At 68.8% G+C, this 24,920-nt stretch carries 20 protein-coding genes; 5 read left to right on the top strand and 15 right to left on the bottom strand.

The annotated features are described in order from the left end of the window. Positions 1-9 precede the first annotated feature (9 nt). The 3 genes from AC07EQ_RS24390 to AC07EQ_RS24400 form a co-directional block, all read right to left on the bottom strand. The gene (locus AC07EQ_RS24390; protein ID WP_478390207.1) at positions 10-1,350 is read right to left on the bottom strand and encodes an MFS transporter; all 1,341 of its coding nucleotides are present in this window, start codon (positions 1,348-1,350) and stop codon (positions 10-12) included. A gap of 240 nt (positions 1,351-1,590) precedes the next feature. Then, positions 1,591-2,670, bottom strand: coding sequence for a proline racemase family protein (locus AC07EQ_RS24395; protein ID WP_478390208.1), 1,080 nt, complete (start codon positions 2,668-2,670; stop codon positions 1,591-1,593). Between the two features lie 47 nt (positions 2,671-2,717). Further along, a complete protein-coding gene (locus AC07EQ_RS24400; protein ID WP_478390209.1) occupies positions 2,718-3,698 on the bottom strand; it encodes an Ldh family oxidoreductase in 981 nt (326 codons plus the stop codon). A gap of 266 nt (positions 3,699-3,964) precedes the next feature. Between AC07EQ_RS24400 and AC07EQ_RS24405 the strand changes: the two genes are divergently transcribed. After that, positions 3,965-5,824, top strand: a complete 1,860-nt coding sequence (locus AC07EQ_RS24405; RefSeq protein WP_478390210.1) for a GntR family transcriptional regulator — start codon at positions 3,965-3,967, stop codon at positions 5,822-5,824. A 344-nt stretch (positions 5,825-6,168) separates the two neighbouring features. On the opposite strand, the gene AC07EQ_RS24410 is transcribed toward AC07EQ_RS24405, so the two are convergent. Continuing rightward, entirely contained in the window at positions 6,169-7,524 is a 1,356-nt protein-coding gene (locus AC07EQ_RS24410; protein ID WP_478390211.1) for an MFS transporter, read from the bottom strand. Between the two features lie 130 nt (positions 7,525-7,654). Further along, complete coding sequence (locus AC07EQ_RS24415) at positions 7,655-8,566, bottom strand: proline dehydrogenase family protein (protein ID WP_478390212.1); 912 nt, start codon at positions 8,564-8,566, stop codon at positions 7,655-7,657. Between the two features lie 292 nt (positions 8,567-8,858). Between AC07EQ_RS24415 and AC07EQ_RS24420 the strand changes: the two genes are divergently transcribed. Next, positions 8,859-9,566 (top strand): GntR family transcriptional regulator, encoded by a 708-nt coding sequence (locus tag AC07EQ_RS24420; RefSeq protein WP_478390213.1) that lies wholly within the window; start codon positions 8,859-8,861, stop codon positions 9,564-9,566. A 23-nt stretch (positions 9,567-9,589) separates the two neighbouring features. On the opposite strand, the gene AC07EQ_RS24425 is transcribed toward AC07EQ_RS24420, so the two are convergent. Both AC07EQ_RS24425 and pruA read right to left on the bottom strand, forming a co-directional pair. Then, a complete protein-coding gene (locus tag AC07EQ_RS24425; RefSeq protein WP_478390214.1) occupies positions 9,590-10,162 on the bottom strand; it encodes a HutD/Ves family protein in 573 nt (190 codons plus the stop codon). Positions 10,163-10,260: 98 nt separating this feature from the next. Further along, positions 10,261-11,901 (bottom strand): L-glutamate gamma-semialdehyde dehydrogenase, encoded by a 1,641-nt coding sequence (gene pruA / locus AC07EQ_RS24430; protein WP_478390215.1) that lies wholly within the window; start codon positions 11,899-11,901, stop codon positions 10,261-10,263. A 90-nt stretch (positions 11,902-11,991) separates the two neighbouring features. Here pruA and AC07EQ_RS24435 point away from each other — a divergent pair, with 90 nt between their 5' ends. Together AC07EQ_RS24435 and AC07EQ_RS24440 are read left to right on the top strand one after the other, a co-directional pair. After that, positions 11,992-12,705, top strand: coding sequence for a GntR family transcriptional regulator (locus AC07EQ_RS24435; protein ID WP_478390216.1), 714 nt, complete (start codon positions 11,992-11,994; stop codon positions 12,703-12,705). Between the two features lie 107 nt (positions 12,706-12,812). Further along, on the top strand, positions 12,813-14,201 hold the full coding sequence (locus AC07EQ_RS24440) for a potassium channel family protein (RefSeq protein ID WP_478390217.1): 1,389 nt from the start codon (positions 12,813-12,815) through the stop codon (positions 14,199-14,201). 83 nt (positions 14,202-14,284) lie between these two features. On the opposite strand, the gene AC07EQ_RS24445 is transcribed toward AC07EQ_RS24440, so the two are convergent. Genes AC07EQ_RS24445 through AC07EQ_RS24470 form a run of 6 tightly spaced genes read right to left on the bottom strand, consistent with a single transcriptional unit; the run spans position 14,285 to position 20,302 of the window. Continuing rightward, positions 14,285-15,589 (bottom strand): nickel pincer cofactor-dependent isomerase, group 22, encoded by a 1,305-nt coding sequence (locus AC07EQ_RS24445; protein ID WP_478390218.1) that lies wholly within the window; start codon positions 15,587-15,589, stop codon positions 14,285-14,287. Further along, positions 15,586-16,647, bottom strand: a complete 1,062-nt coding sequence (locus AC07EQ_RS24450; RefSeq protein WP_478390219.1) for an alpha-hydroxy acid oxidase — start codon at positions 16,645-16,647, stop codon at positions 15,586-15,588. Before AC07EQ_RS24450 ends, AC07EQ_RS24445 begins: the two co-directional genes overlap by 4 nt. After that, the gene (locus AC07EQ_RS24455) at positions 16,644-17,576 is read right to left on the bottom strand and encodes a dihydrodipicolinate synthase family protein (protein WP_478390220.1); all 933 of its coding nucleotides are present in this window, start codon (positions 17,574-17,576) and stop codon (positions 16,644-16,646) included. Before AC07EQ_RS24455 ends, AC07EQ_RS24450 begins: the two co-directional genes overlap by 4 nt. 26 nt (positions 17,577-17,602) lie before the next feature. Then, positions 17,603-18,463 (bottom strand): ABC transporter permease, encoded by an 861-nt coding sequence (locus tag AC07EQ_RS24460; RefSeq protein WP_478390221.1) that lies wholly within the window; start codon positions 18,461-18,463, stop codon positions 17,603-17,605. After that, positions 18,460-19,476 (bottom strand): ABC transporter substrate-binding protein, encoded by a 1,017-nt coding sequence (locus AC07EQ_RS24465; protein ID WP_478390222.1) that lies wholly within the window; start codon positions 19,474-19,476, stop codon positions 18,460-18,462. The genes AC07EQ_RS24460 and AC07EQ_RS24465 overlap by 4 nt, the downstream gene beginning before the upstream one ends. Positions 19,477-19,513: 37 nt before the next feature. After that, positions 19,514-20,302: an ABC transporter ATP-binding protein gene (locus AC07EQ_RS24470; RefSeq protein ID WP_478390223.1), complete on the bottom strand. Its 789-nt coding sequence runs from the start codon at positions 20,300-20,302 to the stop codon at positions 19,514-19,516. Positions 20,303-20,414: 112 nt separating this feature from the next. On the opposite strand from AC07EQ_RS24470, the gene AC07EQ_RS24475 reads away from it, so the two are divergent. After that, positions 20,415-21,224 carry an IclR family transcriptional regulator gene (locus tag AC07EQ_RS24475; RefSeq protein ID WP_478390224.1) on the top strand — a complete coding sequence of 270 codons (810 nt, stop codon included), beginning with the start codon at positions 20,415-20,417 and terminating at the stop codon, positions 21,222-21,224. A gap of 46 nt (positions 21,225-21,270) precedes the next feature. On the opposite strand, the gene AC07EQ_RS24480 is transcribed toward AC07EQ_RS24475, so the two are convergent. After that, positions 21,271-22,863: a hydantoinase B/oxoprolinase family protein gene (locus AC07EQ_RS24480; RefSeq protein WP_478390225.1), complete on the bottom strand. Its 1,593-nt coding sequence runs from the start codon at positions 22,861-22,863 to the stop codon at positions 21,271-21,273. Next, positions 22,860-24,911 (bottom strand): hydantoinase/oxoprolinase family protein, encoded by a 2,052-nt coding sequence (locus tag AC07EQ_RS24485; protein WP_478390226.1) that lies wholly within the window; start codon positions 24,909-24,911, stop codon positions 22,860-22,862. Before AC07EQ_RS24485 ends, AC07EQ_RS24480 begins: the two co-directional genes overlap by 4 nt. Positions 24,912-24,920: the final 9 nt, after the last annotated feature.

Consider the following 24,920-nt stretch of genomic DNA (forward strand, 5'->3'; position numbering starts at 1 on the left):
GGAAGGGCTCTAGTGCGAGTGCCCGGCGGCTGCCTCGGTGAGGGTCATCCCCTTGGTCTCAGGCGCCAGCCACTGGGACAGCGCGGCGCCGAGGGCGGCGAGTCCGGCAGCGCACAGCATCGTGGTTCCCGGTCCGAGGTTCGTCATCGACCAAGGCATCAGGAAGGTACCGGCGCCCGCCCCCACGCGGCTCACGGCGGTCGCGAAACCCGTGCCGATGCCGCGGATCTCGGTAGGGAACACCTCTGCCGGGTAGATACCGGTCAACGTGTTGTACCCCGCGTTGAAGAACGAGAACGCCAGGAAGCAGATCAGCACCACGACGGGCGGGGCGCCCGTCCACAGGCCGATGATCGCGAGGAGCGCAGCGCACAACCACTGGGGCGGCACGGTCAGCACGCGCCGGCCCACTCGATCGATCAGCGCGACCGTGGCGATCACTCCCGCGGTCGCCAGTGCCGACAGCCCCACGCCGCCGGCCAGTCCATCGCTCAACCCGTAGGACGTCAGCACGCTCTCGGCGAAGGAACCGATCGCGAAGTACGGGGTGACGGCGCAGAACCAGAACATCGAGGTGAACAGCGTCGCCCGCCAGTACTGGCGAGAGAACAGCAGTCGGAGGGACCCCTTGCGGGTGTGCTCGGATTCGACGTCGCTGATGTCGGTGGGGTCTTCCAAGTAGCGGTGCGCGAGTGCGCGGGCCTCGTCGTGACGGCCCTTGCTCCACAGCCAGCGCGGCGATTCGGGCAGCCCGAAGCGGGCCAAGAACAGGACCACTGCGATCGCGGTGCTCGTGCCGAGGATGATCCGCCAGTCAAGCTGCGTCGCGTGGGTCAGGACGTAGCCGACGATGAACGCGACCATGAATCCGGTGTAGAAGGCGACCAGACCCAGTCCCATGAGCCGGCCCCGCAGCCGGGCCGGTGCGAACTCCGACATCATCGGCCAGCCGACGGCGTACTCGATCCCGACCGCAACGCCCATCAGCAACCGCACCAGGAACAGCTCGGTCGGGGAGTCGACGACGAACTGCAGTGCCGAGCCGATGACGAAGATGCCCATGTCGACCATGAACAGCGGCTTGCGCCCGAACTTGTCCCCGAGCCAGCCGCCGAGCGGCGAACCGATCAGGATGCCGATCAGCGAGGAAGCGACGATCAGGCCCTCCCACAGAGGGGAGAAGGCCAGGTCCTCGGAGACCCGGTCGATCACGGTCCCGATGATGCCGAGGATGTAGCCGTCCAGGAACATGCCCCCGATGAGGACGGAGACGAGCCTGATGAGGAAGCGGCGCTTGGCCTTTGGATCGACATCGCTCGGTTCGGCTACCCTGTCTCTCAGGTCTGACATCGGTGTCTCCTCACCATCGAGGCGGTTGTTGGTACGGCTGGTCTACGGCTGGGCGAATGCTGAAGAAGCCCGACCGCCGGCGGGATGAACGCGGTCCGGAAGTGCTCCCGGCAAGAGTGATGCGTGCTCACCTTCCGAGTGCAATGCGGCCATTCGGTGCTGTGCGCGGCAGGGGCGTCCTGTTAGGACATCGCTGTTGATGAATTTCGTCTATCGGCAGGGAATCGGCACTGCCGAGCGTCAACTGTTCTGGAGGACGTTCTGCTCCGGCGCCCAGATGTCGCCAACCGTGAACCCGTTCGGATAAGGATCGCGGGGATCGAGCACGTGGGTGCTGTATCCGGTGATCCACGCCTGCCCGCTGACGGTCGGAACGACCGCGACCCGGTCGCCGACCGCGACCTCCCGGACCAGCTCGCCGGTGTAGACGTGCCCGAGGATCCCCTCGTGCCGGAACGGCTGGTCGAGCGCGAGTTCTCCCTTCGCGTGCAGTGCGGCCATCTTGGCGCAGGTGCCCGTTCCGCACGGGCACCGGTCGATCCCGCCGGTCCAGGTCGCGGGGTTGTCGAGATCGACCGGTCCGCTCGCGACCACGACGGCGTTCCTCCGGTCGGCTTCCGGGTTGTCCGTCGTCCCGGAGAGCTGCGCGATGGTGATGCCGATGCCCGGGTAGTCCGGGTGCTCCACCGGGAGCTGGTCCTGCGCGGCCTTCAGGATCAGCGCGGCGGTCCGGGTGATGTCCCGGCCGCGCTCGGGGACGAGTTCGAGGCCGTCGAACTGCGCCACATCGGCGATGACGTAGAACATGCCGCCCCAGGCGACGTCCACCGTCACCTCGCCGAGCTCCGGCACGTCGATCACCGCATCGCGGTGCGCGGAGAACGCCGGCACGTTCTCGAAGGTCACGCGCTCGACCTTGCCGTCGCAGCACTCGGCGGTGATGTCGATCAGACCTGCGGGGGCTTCGAGCTTGAACCTGGTGACCGGTTCTTCCATCGGGATCATCCCGGTTTCGAGCAGCACGGTGGCGACCGCGATGGTGTTCCCGCCGCTCATCACCGGGTATTCCACCTGCTCCATGATGATGAATCCCGCGGCGGCCTCGGGGTGCTTCGGCGGAACGATCAGGTTGCAGCACAGCGGCGGGTAGCCGCGGGGCTCGCGCAGCATGAGCAGCCGCAGCTGGTCGTCGTTGTCCGCCAGCCACTTCATCTGGTCGTACACCGAGTCACCGGGGATGTGGGGGACACCGCCGGTGATGACGCGCATCGGTTCACCGGAGTGGATCTCGACGGACTGGATCATTCGCTTGTAGGACATTCGCATTCCTCCTCGTGAACATCGGTGTTCACGGGTGATGGTCGTTATCAGGACCCGGCTGGCGTCGTGTCCTGCAGTTGCTGGAGCAGTTCGTCGCTGATCTGGATCGAGGTGAGTTCGTCGTCCAGTTCGAGTGCCGGGAGTCGGACGTGGTGCTCGTGCCGGAGGTGTTCGAGGTGTTGGGACAGCCGTTTGGGCGAGCCGGGGAAGGTGTCCGGGCTGAGGCCGAGGACGAAGACACCGATGCCCGGAGATGCGCTGCCGCTGTCGAACGGTGCCGCGTCGAGCGAGAACGCTCCTCCGGACAGCGTCGCGAGCATCTCGACGAGGAGGGCGACGTTCCCTCCACGGTGGCCGCCGAACGGCAGCAGCGTGCCCTCGAGAGCGGCGCGCGGATCTTGAGTGGACTCACCCGCCGAGTCGAGCGCCCACCCGGAGGGGATGGTCTCCCCGGCTTCGGCAGCCCGCCGGATGTTGACGAACGCCGTCGCCGACGAGGCCTGGTCGATGACGACGGGCTGCCGCCCTGGACGGGGAAAGCCGAAGGCGAGCGGGTTCGTGCCGAGGATCGGCCGATCCGCACCGCCCAGTGACATCAGGGCGGGGCTGTTGGCCGAGGCGAGCGCGATGATCCCGCTGCTGGCGAGTCGACGCACGTAGTGGCCGAGCTCGCCGCAGGTGAACGAACTCCTGATCCAGAGCGCGGCGAGCCCGCACTCCCGAACGGCGTCCTGGAGATCGTCGAGCGCTTCCGCGAATGCGACCTGCGCGAGGCCGCCCCGGGCGTCGACGTCGATCGCCGCCGGAGCAGCGCGGTGCACGACGGGCTCCGCAGCTGTGCTGATACGGCCACTGCGGTAACCGTCGAGGTAGTCGAAGAGGTGTGCCACTCCCACAGCCCGGTTGCCCAGTGCCTCGGCTTCCACGGTCGCCTCCGCCAGCACCTGCGCGTCCCGCGCTCCGACACCGACGGACAGCAGAGCTTCGCGGCACATCTCCGCGAGGGCGTCGCGATGAATCGCGGCCATGGACGGGTTCCCTTCTCGTTGGGGTGCGGCGCAGATCAACAGGCGCAGCGCCGCACTGCGTCGCCGCAGCGACATCGCATTCACCGGCTCGGGCGACCGACGGATCTTCGGATCGCCGCACTGAGCCCGTGGCGCCTCGTGGGCCTCAACGACGTGGCCGCTGGTTAGCGAGAAAGTATGCGGAAGTGCTCGGGTGTCAACAATGATTTGGCCGTTCACTTGGCCTTCAGCTTCAACCGAGGCACAAGTTCACCTACACTTGGCCCATGGTCGGGAGACCGAACGACTCGGTGGTGCTCACGGAAGGCGACCGCGCCGCGTTGCTGAGCTGGACCCACAGCCGCAACTGCCCGCGAGCGCTGGCCGAGCGCGCGCAGATCGTGCTGGCGTGCGAGCAGGAACCAACCAACACCGCAGTGGCCGAACGGCTCGGCATTTCCCGATATACGGTCGGAAAGTGGCGCGCTCGGTTCTTGAGCGACGGCCTGGACGGGCTCAACGAGCTGCCCCGGTCCGGGCGGCCTCCGGTGATCTGCGACGACACCGTCGCGCAGGTCCTCGTGCGCACGCTGGACCCGGCGCGAAACGGGCGAACCTGGTCAACTCGCTCCATGGCAACGGAGATCGGACTCAGCCAGACCACCGTGAGCCGGATCTGGCGCGTTCATCGGCTCCAGTCGTGGTCCGATCGTCCGCTGCAGCGGTTGGACGGGCGGACGATGTTGGCCGGCATCGAGATCCGCGACATCGCCGGACTGTTCATCGTGCCCCCGCTGCGAGTTCTCGCAGTAGCGGTCGACAGCCACGTGCCTTCCCCGTCGCAGCTCGAAACCACCCCAGGCACAACGGACCGACGAACCACGGAAGCGCGGAACGTCCTCGCCGCTGCGAACGCGTTCGCCTTGCTTCGAAGCGAGAACGCCGCCCACGGAGAGTGCGGGACCAACGCGTTGCTGCGCGCTTTCCTGACGGGCCTCGACCAGAGCGTGGGTGAGGGGCTGGGGGTGCGCCTGCTCGTCGACACCCAGCCGAACACGGCAGCGCCAGAGGAGATCGAGGCATGGGTGCGGCGGCACCCCCGGTTCAGGCAGGACCGCGTTCCCGCCACCTCGTCGTGGATCGACGAGATCGAGGTGCTCCTGGCTGGAAACCCCTTGCAGAATCAGGAGAACATGCCCGGTTTCGCCTTCTCCTTGGCAGACCTCCGCGATGAAATTCGGGCCTGGTGCGCCAATTGGACGCCGCGGACGAGCCCGTTCACGTGGATCAACAGGGCTGACTCGGTGGGCAAGGGCGACCGCGGTGGATGGGGGCGGAATAAAGACTCGAGTTCGAGCCGGCTCGATGCCGAGCTTCGCGATGCCCTTGGCGAACCGGCGGACAGTGCCTCCGGTGGGCCGCGCATCGCCGACCGCATCGTCCAGCTCGTGCGCGAAGACCTCGCCGCCGGCCGGTTCCGGCACGGTCAGCGCGTCAAGGAAGCGCCGCTGGCGGACCGGTTGGGAGTTTCCCGCGGGCCCGTCCGAGAGGCGCTTCGCGTGCTCATCGAGGAAGGGATGCTCGAGCGGCTCCCGAACCGCGGGACAGCCGTCCCCCGTGTCACCACGATGACCATCATCGACCTCTACGCCGCCCGGGCCATGCTGGGTACCTCGCTCATGCGGCGAGCCGCACTGCTGAGCCGGTCTCAGCTCAAGCACGTCGGCTCGGCTCTGGACGATGTCAGTGCTGTCGCCGGGCGCTGCGAGCACGTCCGCATCGCAGACGCCGACCTGAGGTTCCAGGATGCGATCGCGCAGGCGGCGAACCTGCCCCAGACCGGTCTGATGTTCCAGCGCCTGACCATGCGGCTGCGGATGTTCATCTCGATCCTGCATCTGGACTACGGCGCGTCGGCAGCCGACCTGATCGCGCGCGAGAACGCCGGGATCTTCGAAGCGATCTGCGCCGGCGACGGTGACGATGCCGCACGGCGTTGGCGGGTCAAGGTCGAACGCAGCGTCCGCTACATGGCCGCCCAGCTGCCCGACGACCACTTCGATCCCGAGCTCTGGTGTGCCATCGCGGGCAAGGCCAGTCCCGAATCCGGAGATCCACGCAAGAGCTCCGGAACGCCACCGGGATGATCGCTCGAGATCGCGCCGAAAAATGTTGGTGTCAAGGGATTTTGATGGACCTGAGACTATCCGAAATGGACTTGAGTCATGCCGGGCTATGCTGAGCTGTGGAGGATATCCCTGTTTTGAGAGCGTGGAGGACCTCCGGCGCCGGGTGGGCTGGTGGTTACCACGGCTCCGGAGGCCTCGAAGAAGGCTCGATGGATCATTCGAGCCCGCGAACGATGTGCGATTCGTCTTCGTCCCCGTCGCGGAGTGCGATGTCGGACTGGTTCACGGCGGTGCCCTCCTCTCCGGCTTTCGTCGTTCTTCCATTGCGTGCGGGGAACGAACAGCCCCGCACGCGGACCGGGTCAGGTGTGGGTGACCGCAGCTTTGGACGGAGCGGCTGCGGGTGTTTCGAGCGACGCGGACTGCTCCAGGGACATGTGCCGGGTTTCGGGGGCCCACGCCGCTGAAACGAGGGCTCCGAGCAGGGTGATGATCGCCCCGATGATCATGGTCGGGCCGATGCCGAGGCCGCTCAGCGAGATCGGGACCAGGTAGGTGCCCACCGCGGCGCCGATCCGGCTCAACGAGGAGGCCAGGCCGACCGCGGAACCCCGGATCTCGGTCGGGAACAGCTCGTTCGGGTAGATCCACTGCAGGATCTGCGAGCCGCCGATGAACAGCGCGTAGCCCAGGAACAGGGCCAGGACGATCCCGACCGGCGCCTCTGGGAAGATCCCGAGCGCCAGCATTGCCAGGCCGGCCCACAGGAAGCTGTGGATGATCAGCGGACGCCGACCCATCCGGTTCACCAGGAACAGCGACACCAGGCACCCCACCAGGAACATCGTGGTGATGACCGCGGAGCCGATGGTGTCCGCGCCGCCCTGGACCATGAGCGCGTCGAGGATCTTCGGACCGAAGGCGTAGATGGCGAACAGCGGCACCACCGAGCAGGTCCAGAACAGGCTGATGAACAGCATCCGCTTGCCGTAGCCGGAGCGGAGCAGCGCGCCGATGTCGAGGTTCTCGCGAACCTCCTCGTCCAGGTCGGCGACCGAGGCGCCCGGGCCGAAGACCTTCACCAGCACGGCGTTGGCCTCGTCCTCGCGGCCCTTCTTCATCAACCAGCGGGGAGATTCGGGAGTGCCGATCCGGGACAGCACGATGATCAGGCCGGGGACCGCGGCGCTGGCCAGCATCCAGCGCCAACCGTCCTCGTAAGCCAACAGGACCTCGCCCACCGCGTAGGCCACGGCGGCGCCGACGAACCACATCGTCACGAACGCGCCGAGCAGCGGGCCCCGGTACTTGCGCGGTGCGAACTCGGCCAGCAGCGAGGTGGCGATGGGGTAGTCGGCGCCGACCGCCACGCCGATCAGCAGGCGCAGCACGATCAGCCAGAAGGCGTCGGTGACGAAGAATTGAGCGACCGAGCAGACGATGATCGCGATCAGGTCGATGGTGAACAGCAGGTGCCTGCCGAAGATGTCGGTCAGCCAGCCGCCGAGGAACGCGCCCAGGAAGATGCCGATCAGCGCGGAGGCCCCGACCAGGCCTTCCTGCGACGCGGTGAGGTTGAGCGCGGGCGAGGCCTGCACCATGGCCACGCCGATGATGGACAGCACGTATCCGTCGAGGAACGGGCCGCCGGAGGAGAACAGCGCCAGCCGCTTGTGGAACGGCGAGAGCGGGGCGTCGTCGAGCACGTGTTGGGACATCGTCGAGTCCTCTCGAAGCGACCGTCGAGGCTCGGAAGAGCTTGGGGGAGAGGCGGAATCCGCCCGGAACAGTCACTGGCAACGAAGGGGGCGGGGTGTCCCGGCCGGTTGGCCGGGACGGCAGCGGTGCTCAGCCGCCGATCAGCGAGCGGAGGAAGAGCAGGAGGTTGGCGGGGCGCTCGGCCATCCGCCGCATCAGGTACGGGTACCACTGGCTGCCGAACGGCACGTAGACGCGGACCCGGTAGCCCTCGGCGGCCAGCTGCTCCTGGAGCTTGCGGCGAACGCCGTAGAGCATCTGGAATTCGAAGTCGCGCTTGCCGAGTCCCAGCCGGCTGGCAACGGTCTTCACGCGCTCGATGCAAGCGTCATCGTGGGTGCCGAACGCGGGATCGGGCAGGTTCTCCAGCACCCACTCGGTGAGGTGCAGGTACTGGGCGGTGACCTCCTCGGCGTCGCAGACGAAGTTGTCGATGCTCTCCCGGTAGGCGCCCTTGACCAGCCGGATCCGGGGTTTGACGTCGGTGAAGGAGGCCAGGTCGTCCTTGCACCGGCGCAACGCGACCTGCTGGGCGACCCGTGTGTTCGGGTGGGACGGCAGCAGCGACCGGTAGGTCTCCAGCGTCTGCGGGCCGACGGAGCTGTGCTCCATGTCCACCTCGACCGTGACTCCGGACTGCTCGGCGGCGTCGAGCATCTCCTTCAGATGGCCTGCACAGACGCTCTGGTCCAGGCCCACGCCGAGCTGCGAGAGCTTGACCGACACGGTCGCTCCGGGCGCTTTCGCCGCGATGGCGTGGATGGTGTCCACGTACGCGCTCGTCGCGGCAGCGGACTCCTGCAGCTCGCTTACGGTCTCGCCGAGGAGGTCGAGGCTGACGTCGATGCCCTTGGCGTTGAGCTTCTGGGCGACGCCGATGGCCTCGTCCAACGTGGTCCCGGCAACGTACCGGGAGACGAGGCCCTTCGTGAGCCGGCTGCGGCTGACGTGGTCTTCGAGGCGCTTGTTCTCCGCAGCCAGGAGCAAGAGCTTTCTGATCATGTTCTTCCCTCACGTGTCGCGGGCGCGGTGTGTGGCGAGGCTGGGGACGGAGAGGAGGGAACGACGCTGGTCCGTGCGATGGAAGCGTCGTTGCGGTCCATCCGTTGGGTTCACACTGTAAGATGTGATCACACATCACACAATGTTTGAACAGAAGTCGATCGTTCTTAATCGTTCGAAACTTCGGCGTAGCGCGGACGAGCGTGCTCGACCGTCCCGAAGTCGTTGTTCGTCCGTGCTGTCCGGGGTGATGCCGTTCGCCGGTGTCGACCGGCGTTTACCATTGGCGGTCATGGCGATGTCGAAACTCGAAAGCACGTCCCTGCTTGCAGATCGGGTCTTCAACGCCATCCGTGAAGAGATCATGAACGGCAGCATGCCCGCGGGACACCGGTTGCGGACCCGGAACATCGCCGCCCAGCTCGGCACGAGCGTGATGCCCGTCCGGGAGGCGATTCGCAGGCTGGAAGAGGCGGGTCTCGCTGAGAGCATTCCGCACCGAGGAGCAGTCGTCCGCGGGCTCACCCTGGACGAATTGCGGCAGATCTACCACGTGCGCCGTTTGCTCGAGGTCGAAGCGGCCCGGCTGGGCGCCCCCCACGTCACCGGATCATCCGTGTCCGTGATGGAGATGCACTGCACGGCGATGTCCGCATCGGTGGCCGAAGGGGACGTCGTAGGTGCGTTGGACGCCGACGAGGCGCTGTTGGCCGAGCTCTACTCGGCCGCCGGCAACGAGGTCATGCTCGACGTCATCCAGGGGCTTTGGGAACGCTGCCGGGTGTACAAGATCGTCGGTGCGCGGAAGGCGATCGAGGAGGACGACCAGTCACTGTGGTCGTTCCAGCCGCGCTTGGTCGAGGCCGTGCGGGTGCACGACGTCCAGGCCGTCGCCGACATCACCGACGAGTCGATGGCCAGCGCCACCGAGCGCATCGAACAGCAGCTCGGTGGCGAGCCGAGCGACGTGGACTCCGCGCGGTCGGCGGGCCGGCGCTGACACTCCGCCGACCGCGCGGAAGATCACCGGGATTCCCCGGGAAAGACCCCGTTGGGCGGTAGATCGCCGAAGATGCGGACTTCGGCGATCAGGGCACCTTCGGCCACTCCGGTCATCGCTGCACCGGTGGTGACCACCGCGCCCAACGTCGGCAACTCGGCTTCGCAGACCGTCAAGCGGCCCTTCATCAGGAACAGCGAACGGACGTCGCTGCTCCAGCGGACGTCGCCGTCGTGCCGCCGCACGTGGACCGTTCCATCGCAGTGGCCGCGCGTGGTCATGAGGTTCAGTGCGCGGGCCGGTCCGGCCAGCCCGTGCACTGCGACTGCCACCTCGCCCGGGAACCGGATCGGCCGGTACAGGTCCGCGGCGCACGGCTCGCCGTCGCCGGTGAGCTCGAAGGGCCCACCGACTACCGGTGTGAAAACGCGCTCGACACCGTCGAAGCGAGAGAAAGGTCCGTCCTCGGTGAGGTCGGCCAGACTCAGCCGCCACAGAACGCCCGGCCCGGCCCGCTCGACCCAAATCTCCCGGGTCGTACCCCTGCCGTTGCGCCACGGCTGCGGCGCTGAGTCCGCCGGATCGATGATGATCACGTGTACTCCGTCCTCACCCGGGACCCGTTGCGGAACAACGACAGTCGAGCACGAGCGATATGCGGTGGCCGTAGTCCAACGGCGCCGGACACGGGTCGTCAGCCCATGTACGGGTAGGTCCAGTCCTGGTCGGGGGCCATGTTCTCCTTGATGAACCGGCCGCTGACCCACCGCTGCAGGGCGAGCACCGAGCCGGTCTTGTCGTTGGTGCCGGATCCGCGGCCGCCGCCGAAGGACTGCTGGCCCATGGTGGCGCCGGTGGGCTTGTCGTTGACGTAGGTCATCCCGGCGGTGTCGCGCAACCGGTCCAGAGCGGTGACGATCGCGCGGCGATCGTTCGCGAACACCGAGCAGCTCAGCGCGTACTGGCTGGTGCCGTCGACCAGGCCGAGGGTGCGCTCCCACTCGGCGTCGTCGTAGACGTGGACGCTCAGGAACGGACCGAAGAACTCCTCCGACATGCTGAACGCCGTCGGGTCGTCGGTTCGGACGATCGTCGGGTCGACGAACCAGCCGCGCTCGGTCGAGGTGGTGCCACCGACCAGGATCTGGTGACCGGAGTCGGCCTTCGCCCGGTCGATCGCACCTTGCAGGCGGTCCACCGCGTTGCGGTCGATCACCGCGCCGACGAACGTTTTGTGGTCGACGACGTCGCCGACCTGCAGGCCCGCGGTGGTCTCCAGCAGCGGAGCCTCCAGCTCCTTCCACAGGCTGCGCGGGATGTAGGTGCGCGAGGCGGCCGTGCACTTCTGGCCCTGGTATTCGAACGCGCCGCGGACCAGGGCGACGAGCAGTGCCTGCGGATCGGCGCTGGGGTGCGCCACGACGGCGTTCTTTCCACCGGTCTCGCCGACCAGCCGCGGGTAGGCGCGGTAGTTGTGGATGTTCTGCGCAGTGCTCTGCCAGATGTTGCGGAACACGGTCGTCGAGCCCGTGAAGCTGATGCCGGCGAGGTGCTCGCTGGCCTGGGCGGTGGCGGTGACCAAGCCGCCGTCGCCGTGCACGAGGTTGATCACTCCCGGCGGGATTCCGGCCTCCTCGAACACGCGCATGACGACTTCGCTGCTCAGCGCGGACTTCTCCGAGGGCTTCCAGACCACCACGTTGCCCATCAGGGCCGGCGTGGCGGGCAGGTTGCCGGCGATCGCGGTGAAGTTGAACGGGGTGAGGGCGAGGACGAAGCCCTCCAGCGGACGCTGGTCCATGGTGTTGTGCACGCCGGTCACCGAGAACGGCTGGGTCTGGTAGATCTGCGAGGCTAGCTTGACGTTGTAGCGGAGGAAGTCCACCAGCTCGTTGATGTCGATCTCGGCCTGGTGGAACGTCTTGGACTGGCCCAGCATCGTGGTGGCCAGCAGCTCGTCGCGGTACTTGCCGTTGACCAGCTCGGCCGCCCGCAGGAAGACCGCGGCCCGGTCCCACCACGCGGTGCGAGACCAGTCGTGCCGCGCGGCCAGTGCGGCGGCGATCGCGGCGTTGACGTGCTCCGCGGTGGCGACCGGGAACCGGCCGAGGTGCAGCGAGCGGTCGTGCGGCGCGATGACGTCGGCCGTCTCACCCGGCTCGAGCCGTTCCCCGGCGATCACGTTCGGCAGGTCGCGCACCTGGCTGCGAACCTGGTCGATCTCCCGGAGCAACCGGACGGCCTCGGGCGAGCCCGGGGCGTAGTCCCGCGCCGGTTCGTTCACCGGCTCCGGGACACCGGGGTTGCCCGCCATGCTGACGCCGTGCGAAGTCATGTGCGCCTCCTCGAAGGCTCTTGGTGAAGGTAGAGACAAGACTGAAGTTGTTCTAAAATTTCAGATGTGAGCGTAGGTATACTGGCAGGTGTGGGTCAACACCTCGAAGCCAACGGAACCACCGGAGCATTGGCCGACCCGGCTCGGCCGGAAGCCGTCGACCGCCCCGCGCGGAAAGCGGACCGCGCCTACGAGCAGCTGCGCGATGACCTCGTCGCGCTGCGGATCGAACCTGGTGAGCCGCTGGACGAGAAGCGTCTGAGCGCTTCGCTGGGGGTCGGCCTGACGCCGGTGCGGGACGCCATCAAGCGGCTGACGCTGGAACGGCTCGTGGTGACCTACCCGCGCCGGGGCACCTTCGCCGCCGAGATCTCGGTCAGCGACGAGCTCTGGCTGACCGAGATCCGCGAGGATCTCGAGGGAACCGCCGCAGCGCTGGCTGCGGTGCGGGCGACGGCCGCCGAGCGGGAGGAGCTGTCGAGGCTGGCCGACCTGGTCGATTCGCACCCGTCCGCCGACCACGGAACGACCTCCTACATCGAGGTCGACGCCGCGATCCACCGTGCGATCTACGCGGCGGCTCACAACCCGTTCCTCGAGACGAGCCTGAACCAGTACGCGAACCTCGCCATGCGGATCTGGCACTACGGCCTCCGGCGGGTCGCCCGTCAGCCGTCCGCGGGCTGCGACCAGGCCGAGGTGGTCGAAGCCATCGTCCGAGGTGACGCCGACGCCGCTCGCGCAGGTGCCCGCGCGCACCTGCGCGACTTCTCCACCAGCGTCCGAACTCTGCTGACCAGCTGAACGACGAGGACGCCCGCGATCCGGGCTGCCTCCGCACCGAACCGACCGACCGTCGGTGGCCCCATCCGCGCGCACTGCCCGACCGCCAACAGGACAGGACACGCTCCGTGACCGCCAACCAGTCGGATGTTCCCGAACCGACCCGTGGTCAGCGAATTCTGATAGTCGAGGACGACGAGCAGCTCGGTGAGCCCGTCGCCGCCTTCCTCGGTGGCTGGGGGAATCAGCTCCAGCGCCTCACCCGGCCCGACGACGCGGCGTTGGAGGAGGCGCTGGAGGAGTCCGATGTGGACGCGATCGCGATCGTGTCCCGGGACGACATCGTCGCGCTGCGCTACGCCTTGCTCGCCGAGCACCTCCGGCCCGGTGTCCGGCTCGTCGTGACGATCTTCGACCGCACCACGGCCGGTGAGGTCGCCCGCCGGATGCCCAACTGCACGGTGCTGGCGATGACCGATGCGATCGTGCCGAGCCTGCTCGCCGCTTGTCTGGACGACCGCTACTGCAGCGTGCTCCAGCGCGAAGAGCGCCTGCTGGGCGTGGCGGAGGATGGTCGATTAGAGCCTTTCGAACCGGAGCCGAAGCGCTCGCGCGGTTGGCCGTTCCAACGTTGGCGAACGTTCGACACCTCGGCCCGAGCGCTGGTGGTTGGTTTCTTGGGGATTCTGACCGCGCTCGTCGCGGAGGCGGTGCTCGGAGCGATCGTGCTGCACGAGCGTTGGTACGACGCCATCTGGCAGTCCGCCCGCGTGCTGACCACCATCGGAAGCTCGCCGCACGCAGACACCGGTCCGGCGTGGTACAAGCTGTTATCCGCGACGATGATGGTCGCAGTGCTGGTCCTCGCCGGTCTGTTCACCGCGAGCCTGGTCGATCGGATGACGGGCCGTCGCTTGACCGGCATCATCGGTGCCCGGGCTATTCCGGTGCGAGACCACGTGATCGTCGTAGGGCTCGGCCAGGTCGGATTGCGGTTGTGCGTCCGGCTGCGAGAGCTCGGCATCCGAGTGGTCGCAGTCGAGCAGGACGAGGACGCCCGGTGCCTTCCGCTGGCCCGGCAACTTGGCATCCCGGTCGTCCTCGGGCGAGGTGGCGACAGATTCCTGCTCCAGCGGGTGGGTATTGAGGGAGCCCGTGCTGTCGCGGCGGTGTCGTCTGTGGCCCTGGACAACATCGCGGTAGCGGTCACCGCGCGCGCACTCGCGCCGGACCAGAACATCGTCCTGCGCGCGGGAGGTGCCGATGACGTCGTCAACGAGTCCCGCTCGCTGTTCCGCATCGGGGCGGTGTGCGACGTACCGCGCATCGTCGGAGCGATCGTCGCCTGCCGCGCAGTCGGCGTGGCCGCGCCGAACGTCTACTGCACCCAGGACGGCCAGGTCAACGCGGTGCTGGTGGACGGCACGGTCGTCCGTCTCGAGGATTGGTCCACCGCACGTCATGACGGGCCTGCGAACGCTTCCACGGTCATGGCTATCGACGGCTCTCAGCAGTGACGGCGGCAGCACACGGCAGATCGAGCCGAACACGACCCGGCAGCCCGTGCCTCCTTTCCATCGAGGTGGTGCTGGTTCTCCGGTCATGAATCGTGGTCGGCGACTGGCGAGAACGGCAGCAGGGAGCCGTCTTCGTCGAAGACGAGGCCGGTCGCTGTTTGGGGGAGGAGCTCGACCGAGTCGACTCCCGCGATCTCCTGCCACACCGCTTCGGAGACCTCGATCTCGTCGAGGGCGAGCGTGTTCCTGATGCGCGCCACGCGGGCTTTCGACACGTCGTCGAGGCCCAGGCAGGAGATGGCGATGCGCACGATGTCCTCCGGGTGGTCCAGGACGACCGGCATGCGGCTCCCCGCGGCGCCTCCGGAGGTGAGCGAGTTCGTGTAGGTGACGTCCCAGTCGATCTTCTGGGACATGCGGCGCGTCATGAAGTCCGCGCCGCCGATGCCCGCCGCGTTCCCGCCGCTGGCAGCGGTCAGGTCGCACACCGCCACGAAGGTGATGCGGGGTGAGGTGAACGGCGGCTCGAAGTAGGTGCTGTGCCGACCGATCACGTTGGAGTCCATCCCGGCGCCGGAGATCTCCTTGCCCATCTCGTCGACGATGAGCAGGTCCAGGCGGTCGGTCGGCAACCGGGGCATCCACGCACGGGCGATCGCGCAGAGCTCCTCCTCGCCGCTGGTGATTCGCTCGGGCGGGAGGGCTCGCACGAAAGCGACTTCGTCGTGCCCGTTCTCGACGATCGCGATACCGGCTGCGATCTTCCCGGTCGCGAGGACGGCTTCGGCCGTCTCGCGGATGGTGCGCTCGTAGCCGTGGTGCACCATGATCCGGTGCCGCTGCGCGGAGCCCGAGTGGTTGCTCAGCCCGATGGTGAGCATCTTGAGCAAACCCGAGCCGATCGGCCCCGAGAAGTCGGTGTGCGGCTTCACGCGGTTGATCACCACCACGGCATCCGCCGCAGCGGCGTGGGCGTCCATGAGAACGGGCTGACCGAGCGCTTCACCGACGTCAACGACGTCCATTGTGGACCAGATCGGGCAGCCGGCAACTTCCTCGGTGATGCCGAGGTGTTCGAGCACGTGGCGCTGCCCTTCCGCAGTGGCGCCACCATGACTTCCCATCGCTGGGACGAGGAACGGCTCGGCGCCGACCGAGCGGAGCCGGGAGACCGTCTCCTGGACGACGACGGGCAGACTCGCGATGCCGCGGCTGCCGACGGCCACCGCGACCGCCGCCCCAGCAAGCCGCGCCAGGTCCAGCTCGGCCAACTCGGCGCGGGTCGCTGCGGCGACATCGGGTTCGCGGCTGCCGCGCGCGGCTTGGCGGACGCGGACCATGCGGGGCAGCTCGTGCGCGCGGGGCACCGCCGCGAGACCGCCGCTCACGGCACCGCCCCCGGATCGACCAGCGTGGCGTCGAGCTCTGCGACGGAACGGACTCCGCACAGCGCCATGGCATCGCGCAACTCACCGCGCAGGCAGTCGAGCACTTCGTGCACGCCGTCAGCGCCCCGCGCCGCCAGCCCCCACAGGACCGGGCGGCCGATCATCACGGCGGTGGCGCCGAGCGCGAGCGCGGCGAGCACGTCGGTGCCCCGGCGGAACCCGCCGTCGACGAGAACGGGGACAGCACCGTCGAGAGCGCGCACGACTTCCGGCAGACACCGGATCGAAGCAGGCGCCGCGTCGAGGTTCCGCCCGCCGTGGTTGGACACCACGACCGCGGCCAGACCGGCCGTGACGGCGCGCCTGGCGTCGTCGGGCCGCAGGACGCCCTTGCCGACGACGGGCAGGGACGTGGCGGCGGCGATGGCCTCCACATCGGTCCAGGTGAACCCGGGGTGGGTGAACTGGCTGGCCAGGCGGGCACCGGACTCGCCGGGGAGGTTCGGCCGGTGGATGTGGCTCGGGATCTCGGGCATGGCCCGTCGTTGACTGTGCCGCGCACCGCTGACCGGGGTGTCGAGGGTGAGCACGACGGCCCGGGCGCCGACCGCTTCGGCCCGCGCGAGCAGTTCCTTGGTCAGCGCCGGATCGCATTGCGGCGAGATCTGGCACCACAGGTCAGCTGCTGCGACCTCCTCCCAACGCGTCCCGGCTTCCATGCTGATCACGTAGGGAGCGTGGGCGCGCGTCGCGCCGGCAGCGGTGGCGCGCTCCCCTTCGGGGTGGAACAGGGTGTGCATTGCGGAAGGCGCGACGACCAGCGGATGCGGGAGCCGCCCGCCCCACAGCTCGACGCCGGTGTCGACGTCACCGACACCGCGGCAGACGTGCGGGTGCAGCTCCAGGGAGCTCAGCGCCGACTCGTTGCCCGTTGCGGCCCGGCCGTCACCGGCCGCGGCCATCAGGTAGCCCCATGCCGCCGGTGGGAGGAGTGTCCGGGCGACCCGGCCCAGGACGGCGAGGGGGTGGGCGGAACGGTCGTCGAGCGGCGCGGTCACGAGGGGACCTCCATGCCGTGCGAGCGCAGGACCTCCCGCAGACCGCCGAACTGCTCCGGTGGCACTGCGGCGCGGGGGAACCGCGGGTGGCCGGCTTTCTGCCCGAGCAGGGCGAGCGTCGCTTTGAGCTGCCCGGGAATGCCACCGAACCGGCCGTTGCCGTCCGCGGTGTTCAGCTCGGCCTGGAGGCTCACCACGCGGTCGACCACGGCCAGGGCCTGCGCGGAGCGACCGGCCCACGCGTCCTCGAAGGCGCACGCCAGTTCACGGCCGAGCGGCATCCCGCCGCCGATATACCCGGCGCCGCCCCACCCGCTGAGGATCATGCCGAGCCCGGCGCGGGTCAGGACGTTTCCGAACACCCGGATCTTGTCGCCCGCGAGGCGAACGGTCTCCATGAACTGCAGGTCGTCCTGCGTGCTGTCCTTGACCGCGGCCACGTTCGGGATGTCGGCGAGCTCGGCGATGAGGTCGGGGGCGAGGTCGGTCGTCACATCGGGCGGGATGTTGTAGATCATCACCGGCAGTTCGGTGCGCGCACACATCTGGCGGTAGTACTCGCAGACCTCGGCGCGAGTGAGCCGCCATCCCGGCGGAGGCGAGAACATGACCCCGTCGGCTCCGATCGCTTCGGCGTGCTGGATCAGCGCGACCGTCTCGGACGGCCGGATCGCGGACACCCCGATGATGATCGGGATCGCACCGCCGATCTGCGCCACGGCAGCGGCCGCGACGGCTCGGCGTTCCTCGACCTCCTGGGCGTACCACTCGCCGCTGCTGCCGTTGACCACGACGCCGTGGGCGCCTTCGTCCTGGAAGTACTGCAGGAGCTGGGCGAAAGCGCCGAGGTCGAGCTCTCCGCTTTCGGTGAAGGGGGTCGGTGTGGCGGCGAAGTAGCCGCGCCAGGTCTCCGGTGGCTGGTTGCGCACTGCTGGATCTCCCTGCTGCTCGATGCTCAGACCTTCGCCGCGTGCGTGACCCACCGGAGCGGCCGACGGAACAGCAACCCCAGGAGCCGGTCGCTGATCAGCCCCAGCGCACCGAGGCTGATCATGCAGGCGACGACGTAGTCGAAGCTGAACTGGTTGTAGGCGTCGATGAGCACGTACCCCAAGCCCGACCGGGCGCCGAGGATCTCCGCGACGACGACCGTCGTCCAGGCGAGGGCGAGGCCCACGCGCATCCCGGTGGCGATGCTCGGCACGGTGGCCGGCAGCGTCACCCGGAGCAGCAGCTGGGCCTTCGTCGCCCCGAGCATGGACGCCGCCCGCACGAGCCGTCCCTCGGCCTGCAGCGCCCCGGTCAGGGTGTTGACGTAGACCGGGAAGAACGTCGCCATCGCGGTGAGGAAGATCGCCGGGCTGTTGCCGATGCCGAAGAGGATCAGCGCGATGGGGATCCAGGCCGTGATGGAGATGGGGCGCAGCACGTCGATCATCGGGTTGATCGCGTGGCGGAGGAGCGGGAAGTACCCGCACAGCAGGCCGAACGCGATCCCCAGCGCGGATCCGAGCAGGTAACCGGAGAGGATGCGGGCCGTCGAGTCGCCGAGCGCGGTGAGCCACTCCCCGGAGTAGGGCGAGGACGTCGAGGACGCGGCGAAGACGAAGTCGGCCAGCGCCTCCAGCGAGGCGGTGAACGAGGGGAAGAGGCCGTCGGCGATGAGGCGGTTCTCGCCGAGGTACTGCCAGATCCCGATCAGGACCGCGGGCACGAGCAGGGGCAGGGCGAACCGCTGCACCGGGGCGGACGCCCCGGCCCGGCGATGCGGTGCTTTCGTCGCGGTGCCGGTTCTGGTGGCTGCATCGGTGCTCATTCGCCACCTCCGGCAGCGCCGAGCGCTTCCGGCGTCTGTCCGGTGGCCTTCGCCAGGAACGCGTAGTCGATCTTGGTGGCGAACTGCTGTCCCACGTCGGCCTGCAGCGAACCGAACCGCTGCATGTTGGCCGCCATGTCACGGTGGGTCTGCGCGTCCATCCGCCACCAGGGGCTGGAGTGAGCGAGCGCCTTCTCCAGCAGCGCCGGGTCCCCGTTCTGGTACTCCATGGCCGTGTTCACCCAGGTCTTCCTGTCCGCGAAGGTCTTGGTGACGTTGACGTAGGCGTTGATGATGTCCTGCACGGCTTCAGGTCGACGTGCGATGAGGTCGTCGCGGGCGAAGACATCGCTCGGCACGCTGGCCCACTCGGTCAGCTGCGCGTTGAGCTCGGCCGGTTGGGTGGCGATGCCCTGCACCTCGGCCTGCGCGGTGTTTGGCTGGTAGGTCACCACCGCGTCCACGCCGCCGTTGCGGAGTGCGAGCAGCAGGTCGGCGGGCGCCTGCAACGTCGTGACCTGGGTGTCGGTGTCCATGTCGATGCCGTTGCGGGCCAACGCGATGTGGAAGATCAGCTCGTCGGTCGACCCGCGGATGACACCGAGCTTGCGGCCCCGCAGGTCCTCCCATTTCGAGATCCCGCTCCCGTTGCGGACCAGCAGCTGGGAGCGGCCGGGGGAGACGCCGGCGACCATCTTGACCGGGAGGTCGTTCTTCTCCAGGCCGGAGGCGATGACGTTCATGCCCAGGGCGGCCATCTGGATGTCACCGGTCTGGAGAGCGACGAAGGCGTCGGCCGAGGAGCGGAAGGTGACCAGCTCGACGTCGGTGTTCGAACCGGCTTCGGCCATCGCGTCCGGTGTCGCGGTCCAGCCCGCCCATAGCAGGGCGGGCACGGTGCCGACGCGGATGGTCTCGCCGGAGGCGTTCGACCCGGTCGAGCCGCACCCGGCGAGGGTGACCAGAACGCTGAACGCAGCTGCTGCAGCGGCGAGGCGGCGGAGAAGTTTCATGGGGGCTCCACAGTGGTGGGACAGTCTTGTCGTGTGGTCAGCGGGTTTGCAGGGCCGCGCGCGCGGATTCGCCGTGCAGCTCGTGCAACAGGTGCCGGCGCATCTCGGCGAACCGCGGTTCGGAGGTGAGGTCGTAGCTGCGGGGACGCGGCAGGTCCACTTCGAGCACTTCCTTGACCCGGCCCGGTCGTGCGGACATGACGACGACGCGGTCGCCCAGCAACAGCGCTTCGTCGATGTCGTGGGTGACGAACAGGACGGTCTTGCGGTCCCGCTCCCACAGTTCGAGCAGCAGCTCCTGCATGATGATGCGGGTCTGGGCGTCGAGGGCACCGAAGGGCTCGTCCATCAGCAGCACCGACGGATCGTTGATCAGCGTCCGGGCGAGGCCGACGCGCTGGCGCATGCCGCCGGAGAGCTCGAGCGGCAGGTGCTGCTCGAATCCCGTCAACCCCACCTTCGCGATGAGCTCGCGGACGCGGCTGGACAGCTCCGCGCCGCGCTCACCGCGCAGGCTCGGGCCGAACGCGACGTTCTTCTCGACGGTCAGCCAGGGGAAGATGTTGGCGTCCTGGAACACGACGCCGCGGTCCGGGCTCGGTGCGGAGACGGGTTCGCCGTCGACCAGCATGGCCCCCTCGGTCGGCCGGAGGAACCCGGCCAGGACGTTGAGTGCGGTCGACTTGCCGCAGCCGCTAGGCCCCAGCAGGCACAGGAACTCCTGGTCCGCGACTTCGAGGTGGAGGTCGTCGACTGCGCGTTGGGCCGGTCGTCCGCGTTGACCGGGGAATTCGATGGAGAGGTGATCGAAAAGGATCTGAGGCACGGCACCCTCCGTTCGGTATTAACGAACAGCGTTCCGCTGTGCGAGTAACGTTGGCACCTCGGATGACGGCCAGTCAAGAGATCTGGGGTAACGGTCGGATACGCTCTTCGGCATGGCCGAACGTCGTGTGGCTGAAGGAAACGGGCGATCCGGGGGTGTGCAGAGCGTCGACCGAGCTCTCCGGATCCTCGAGATGCTCGCCGAACCGCTCAACGTGCAAGGGCTGGGACTGGCCGAGATCGCGGACCGCCTGGGGGTCGCCAAGAGCACTGCGCACGCCCTGCTCTCCACTCTCTGCGGGCACGGGTACGTCGCGCGCACCGAACCCGGTCCGCTCTTCCGGCTCGGCATGAGCCTGATGCGCCTCGGCAACCTGGTCTCCGCGCACATGCCGATGGTCGAGGTGGCCCGCCCGGTGCTGCACTCGCTCGCCGGCGCGGCCGGGATGACGGCGCGCCTCATCCTGGCCGACCGCGGTCGGCCGCTCTACGCCTCGCGCGTCGAAGGACCCGGTTCCGTGCAGTTCTCCAGCCAGGTCGGGCAGCACGAACTCGCACACTCCACGGCCGCAGGCAAGGCGATCCTCGCGTGCCTCGGTGAGGAGGACGCGCTGCGGGTCGTGGCAGATTCCGGTGGTCTGGTGCGGCGCACGCGCAACACCCTGGTCGAGGAGAGCGCGCTGCTCGCCGAGCTGCAGAACATCCGCGAGCGCGGTTTCGCCGTCGACGACGAGGAGGACGTGGAGGGAATCGTGTGCGTGGCAGCGACCGTCCACGACCGCTTCGGCACCTGCCTGGGGACGATCAGCTGCTCCGGGCTGCGGGTCTCGGTCAGCGCGGGACGGCTCGAGGAACTCGGCCAGCTGGTCCGCGAACACGCGGAACGGCTTTCCGCGCGCCTCGGCGCGACCTCCCCGGGCTGACCCCGGCGGTGCACGCCCTCGGCTCCGCGGAGCCGAGGGCGCAACGTCAGTCCTCGGGCGGTCCGTAACCGCCGCCGCCCGCGGTCTGGATGATCAGCGATTCGCCCCGCTCCAGGTCGAGGCGGCTCATCGCGGGCAGGTCCTGCGCGGTGCCGTCGCGAACGACGTGGACCTGCGCCGGAGAGCCGGGGCGTCCGCCGCGGAGTCCCCACGGGCGCCGGGTGACCCGCGCGGTGGCCACCACGGCGGATGCCTTCCCCTCGGTCACCTCCAGTTCCCGGATGAGCCCGCTGCCGCCGGTGAACTGCCCGGCCCCGCCGGTTCCGCGCGCAATGGCGTAGCGGTTGACCCGGAGCGGGTATTCGCGCTCGATGACTTCGCACGGCGTGTTCCGGGTATTGGTCATGTGCGTGTGCACGGCGTCCGCGCCGTCCATCCCCGGCAGCGCGCCCTGGCCGCCGCCGTAGGTTTCGACGTACGAGAAGTAGCGGCCGGTCGCGGGGTCGTGGCCGCCGATCGTCACGATGCTCATGCTGCCGCTGGAGGCGGCAGGGACGCGGCCGGGAACGATCTGCTCGAAGGCACCGAACAGGACGTCGACGATGCGCTGGGCGGTCTGGGTGTTGCCGTTGGACACCGGAGCGGGGTGCTGCGCCGCGACGACGCTGCCCGGGCGAGTGCGCACCGCGACCGGGCGCATCAGGCCCTCGTTGGACGGGAGCGTTGGATCGGCCAGCGCTTTGACCGCGTACGCCGCGCACGCCTCAGCGATCGCGTAAGAGCAGTTCACCGCCCCTTCGACCTGGTCGGCGCATTCGGTCAGGTCGACCTCGAGCGCATCGCCCCGCTTGTGCACGGTGGCCACGATGGGCACCGCGTCTTCCTGAACGCCGGTGTGTTCCAGGTAGTCCACGAATCGCGCGCTGCCGTCGGGCATTTCGCGCAGCGCGGCGCGGGTGCGGCGCTCGGCGTAGTCGATCAGCGCCTGGCCCGCGGTGCGGAACCGCGGCAGGCCCCAGTCCTCGACGAGTTCCCGGATGCGCCGCGCCCCGAGGCTGTTCGCGGCGATCTGGGCCATGAGATCGCCGCGGGTCTTGTCGGCGGTGCGGACGTTGGTCAGCAGCAGGTCGAGGATGTCCTGCTGGATCTCGCCCCGCTTGATCAGGCGCAGCGGCGGGATCCGGATGCCCTCCTGGAAGATCTCGGTGGCGTGTGTGGCCATCGAGCCCGGGGCGAGCCCGCCGACGTCGACGTGGTGGGCCATGTTGGCGACCACCGCGACGACCTCGCCGTCCACGTGGACCGGGGTGATCAGGCACGTGTCCGGCAGGTGCGATCCGCCCAGGTAGGGGTTGTTGGTGATCACCACGTCCCCCGGGGCCAGGGAGTCGGTGCCGATCTCGGCGAGGGTGTTGCGGATCAGGGTGGGCATCAGCCCGAGGTGCAGCGGGATGTGCTCGGCCTGGGCGATGAGCTCGCCGTTGGGGCGGTAGACGCCGGCGGAGCAGTCGCGCCGGTCCTTGATGTTGGGGGAGTAGGAGGTGCGGATCAGCGCCGTGCCGACCTCTTCGGCGATGGATTCCAGGCGGTTGCGGGCGATTTCGAGGTCGACGGGGTCCAGGGCGAGGTGGTGGGTCATCGGGCGTCCTCCGGGTGAATGTGCAGGAATCCGCGCTCGTCGTGCCAGCACGCCTGCCCGGGGGAGACAACCGTGGTGGAGTCGAGCTGCTGCAGGATCAGCGGTCCGGTCAGGCGTGCGTGCGCCGGCAACTGCTCCCTGCGGTAGACGGGGGTGTCGTGCCACTGGCCGTCGAAGTGGGCGCGCCGCTTCCCGATCGGGGCGGGCGCATCGCCGGTGGGGAGATCGGGCTCGACGCGCTGTTCCTGCCAGCCCGCGGTGACCGTGACGCGCGCGGTCACGACCTCCAGCGCCGCATCGGTGTCGCAGAACCCGTAGCGCTCTTCGTGGACGGCGTCGAACGTTCGGCGCAGCTCGGCGAAGTCGTCTGTCCACGCGATGCGGAGTTCGTAGCTCTGCCCGAGGTAGCGGGCGTCCACGGCGCGCTCGAACACGGCATCGGTGGCGCTGACGCCCTCCCCTTCGGCCAGGAAGTCCTGTGCCTGCGACACCAGGGCGTTCAACGCTGCGGACACCGGCACCAGTTCGGCGGTGTTCGTGGCCGACACGGTGCCGGCGAAGTCGTGACGCACCGGCGTGTCCAGCATGCCGACTGCCGAGGCGATCCCGGGGTGCGGCGGGACGACCGCGGCGCGCATGCCGAGCTCGCGGATGAGCTCCGAAGCGTGCAGCGGTCCGGCTCCGCCGAAGGCCATCAACGTGCACTGTCGGAGATCCACGCCCCGCTCGATGCTGACCTTGCGGATGCCGCGGCCCATGGTCGCATTGATGACGCGCAGGACTCCAGCCGCTGCCTCGGTTTCACCGAGGCCGACCTCTCGCGCGAAGCCCGCGAGCCGGTGCCGCGCAGCGGGCAGGTCCAGCGGCAGGCGGCCGTCGAGCAGGCTGTCGCCGAGGCGGCCGAGGAGCGCGTGGGCATCGGTGACCGTGATGTCAGCACCGCCGTGGCCGTAGCACGCGGGCCCGGGGCGAGCACCTGCGCTGTGCGGTCCGACCCGCAGCCCGTCGCCCGAGTCCAGCCAGGCGATGGAGCCGCCCCCGGCACCGATGGTGTGCACGTCCACCATGGGCATCCGCAGCGGATGCCCATCGATCTCGCCCGCCGTCATCTCGTCCGGAACCCCGTCGCGGATCAGCGCGATGTCGGTGCTGGTCCCGCCTATGTCGAAGCTGACCACGGAGGGCAGATCGAGCTGCCGGGCCCACCGCGCCGCGCCGACCACGCCGCCCGCCAGTCCTGACAGGACGGTGCGAACGCTCTGCTCCTGGGCGACGCGCGAACCGAGCAGCCCGCCGTTGGACTGCATCACCCAGAGCCTCGCCGGCACACCGACCTGCGAGAGCTGCTTGTCGAGGCGGTCGACGTAACCGGCGATCTTGGGCTGCACGTAGCCGTTGAGCACCGCTGTCGACGTACGCTCGTACTCCCGCATCTCCGAGGTGACCGACGTTGCGGCGAACACCGACGGCGCGACGCCGGCCTCGCGGAGAGCCGCGACGACCTCCTGCTCGTGAGCCGGGTCGGCGTAGGCGTTGAGCAGCGATACGACCACGACATCGGGTTCGGCCGCCCGGATCCGGCCGATCACCTCGGCCAGTTGTTCCCGGTCCACCGGCGCGAGTTCCGACCCGTCGGCGGCGAGCCGTTCGCGGACCTCCCAGGTCAGCTCGGCGGTTGCCAGGGGGTGCGGGCGGCGAGCGGTCTGGTCGTACAGGGCGGGGCGGGTCTGGTGCCCGATCGCCAGCAGGTCCCGGAATCCGGCGGTGGTGACCAGCCCGACCCGCGCGCCGGTCCGGGTGATCACGGTGTTGGTGGCCACCGTCGTGCCGTGTACGAAACGCGCCACCTCGCCGGGGTGTCCATCCACTTCGGACAGCGCTTCGGCGAGCCCGGCGATCACCGCTTCGTCTGGGGCGTGCGGGGTGGAGGGAACTTTCCACACGAAGACCGAGCCGTCCGGCCGGTTCACCGCGATGTCGGTGAACGTGCCACCGCTGTCGATGGCAACCCGGTAACCGCGCTCGTCCGCCGGCGTGGGAAGGGGCATCACGACTCC

The organism is Saccharopolyspora sp. NPDC045839, from assembly GCF_056431645.1.

Bases quoted from the DNA above. Each gene is read 5' to 3' on its own strand.
- AC07EQ_RS24465 (WP_478390222.1), bottom strand. From the start codon at position 19,476: ATGAAACTTCTCCGCCGCCTCGCCGCTGCAGCAGCTGCGTTCAGCGTT.
- AC07EQ_RS24415 (WP_478390212.1), bottom strand. From the start codon at position 8,566: ATGATCAGAAAGCTCTTGCTCCTGGCTGCGGAGAACAAGCGCCTCGAA.
- AC07EQ_RS24410 (WP_478390211.1), bottom strand. From the start codon at position 7,524: ATGTCCCAACACGTGCTCGACGACGCCCCGCTCTCGCCGTTCCACAAG.
- AC07EQ_RS24420 (WP_478390213.1), top strand. From the start codon at position 8,859: ATGGCGATGTCGAAACTCGAAAGCACGTCCCTGCTTGCAGATCGGGTC.
- AC07EQ_RS24405 (WP_478390210.1), top strand. From the start codon at position 3,965: ATGGTCGGGAGACCGAACGACTCGGTGGTGCTCACGGAAGGCGACCGC.
- AC07EQ_RS24475 (WP_478390224.1), top strand. From the start codon at position 20,415: ATGGCCGAACGTCGTGTGGCTGAAGGAAACGGGCGATCCGGGGGTGTG.
- AC07EQ_RS24390 (WP_478390207.1), bottom strand. From the start codon at position 1,350: ATGTCAGACCTGAGAGACAGGGTAGCCGAACCGAGCGATGTCGATCCA.
- AC07EQ_RS24395 (WP_478390208.1), bottom strand. From the start codon at position 2,670: ATGTCCTACAAGCGAATGATCCAGTCCGTCGAGATCCACTCCGGTGAA.
- pruA (WP_478390215.1), bottom strand. From the start codon at position 11,901: ATGACTTCGCACGGCGTCAGCATGGCGGGCAACCCCGGTGTCCCGGAG.
- AC07EQ_RS24460 (WP_478390221.1), bottom strand. From the start codon at position 18,463: ATGAGCACCGATGCAGCCACCAGAACCGGCACCGCGACGAAAGCACCG.
- AC07EQ_RS24485 (WP_478390226.1), bottom strand. From the start codon at position 24,911: ATGCCCCTTCCCACGCCGGCGGACGAGCGCGGTTACCGGGTTGCCATC.
- AC07EQ_RS24400 (WP_478390209.1), bottom strand. From the start codon at position 3,698: ATGGCCGCGATTCATCGCGACGCCCTCGCGGAGATGTGCCGCGAAGCT.
- AC07EQ_RS24480 (WP_478390225.1), bottom strand. From the start codon at position 22,863: ATGACCCACCACCTCGCCCTGGACCCCGTCGACCTCGAAATCGCCCGC.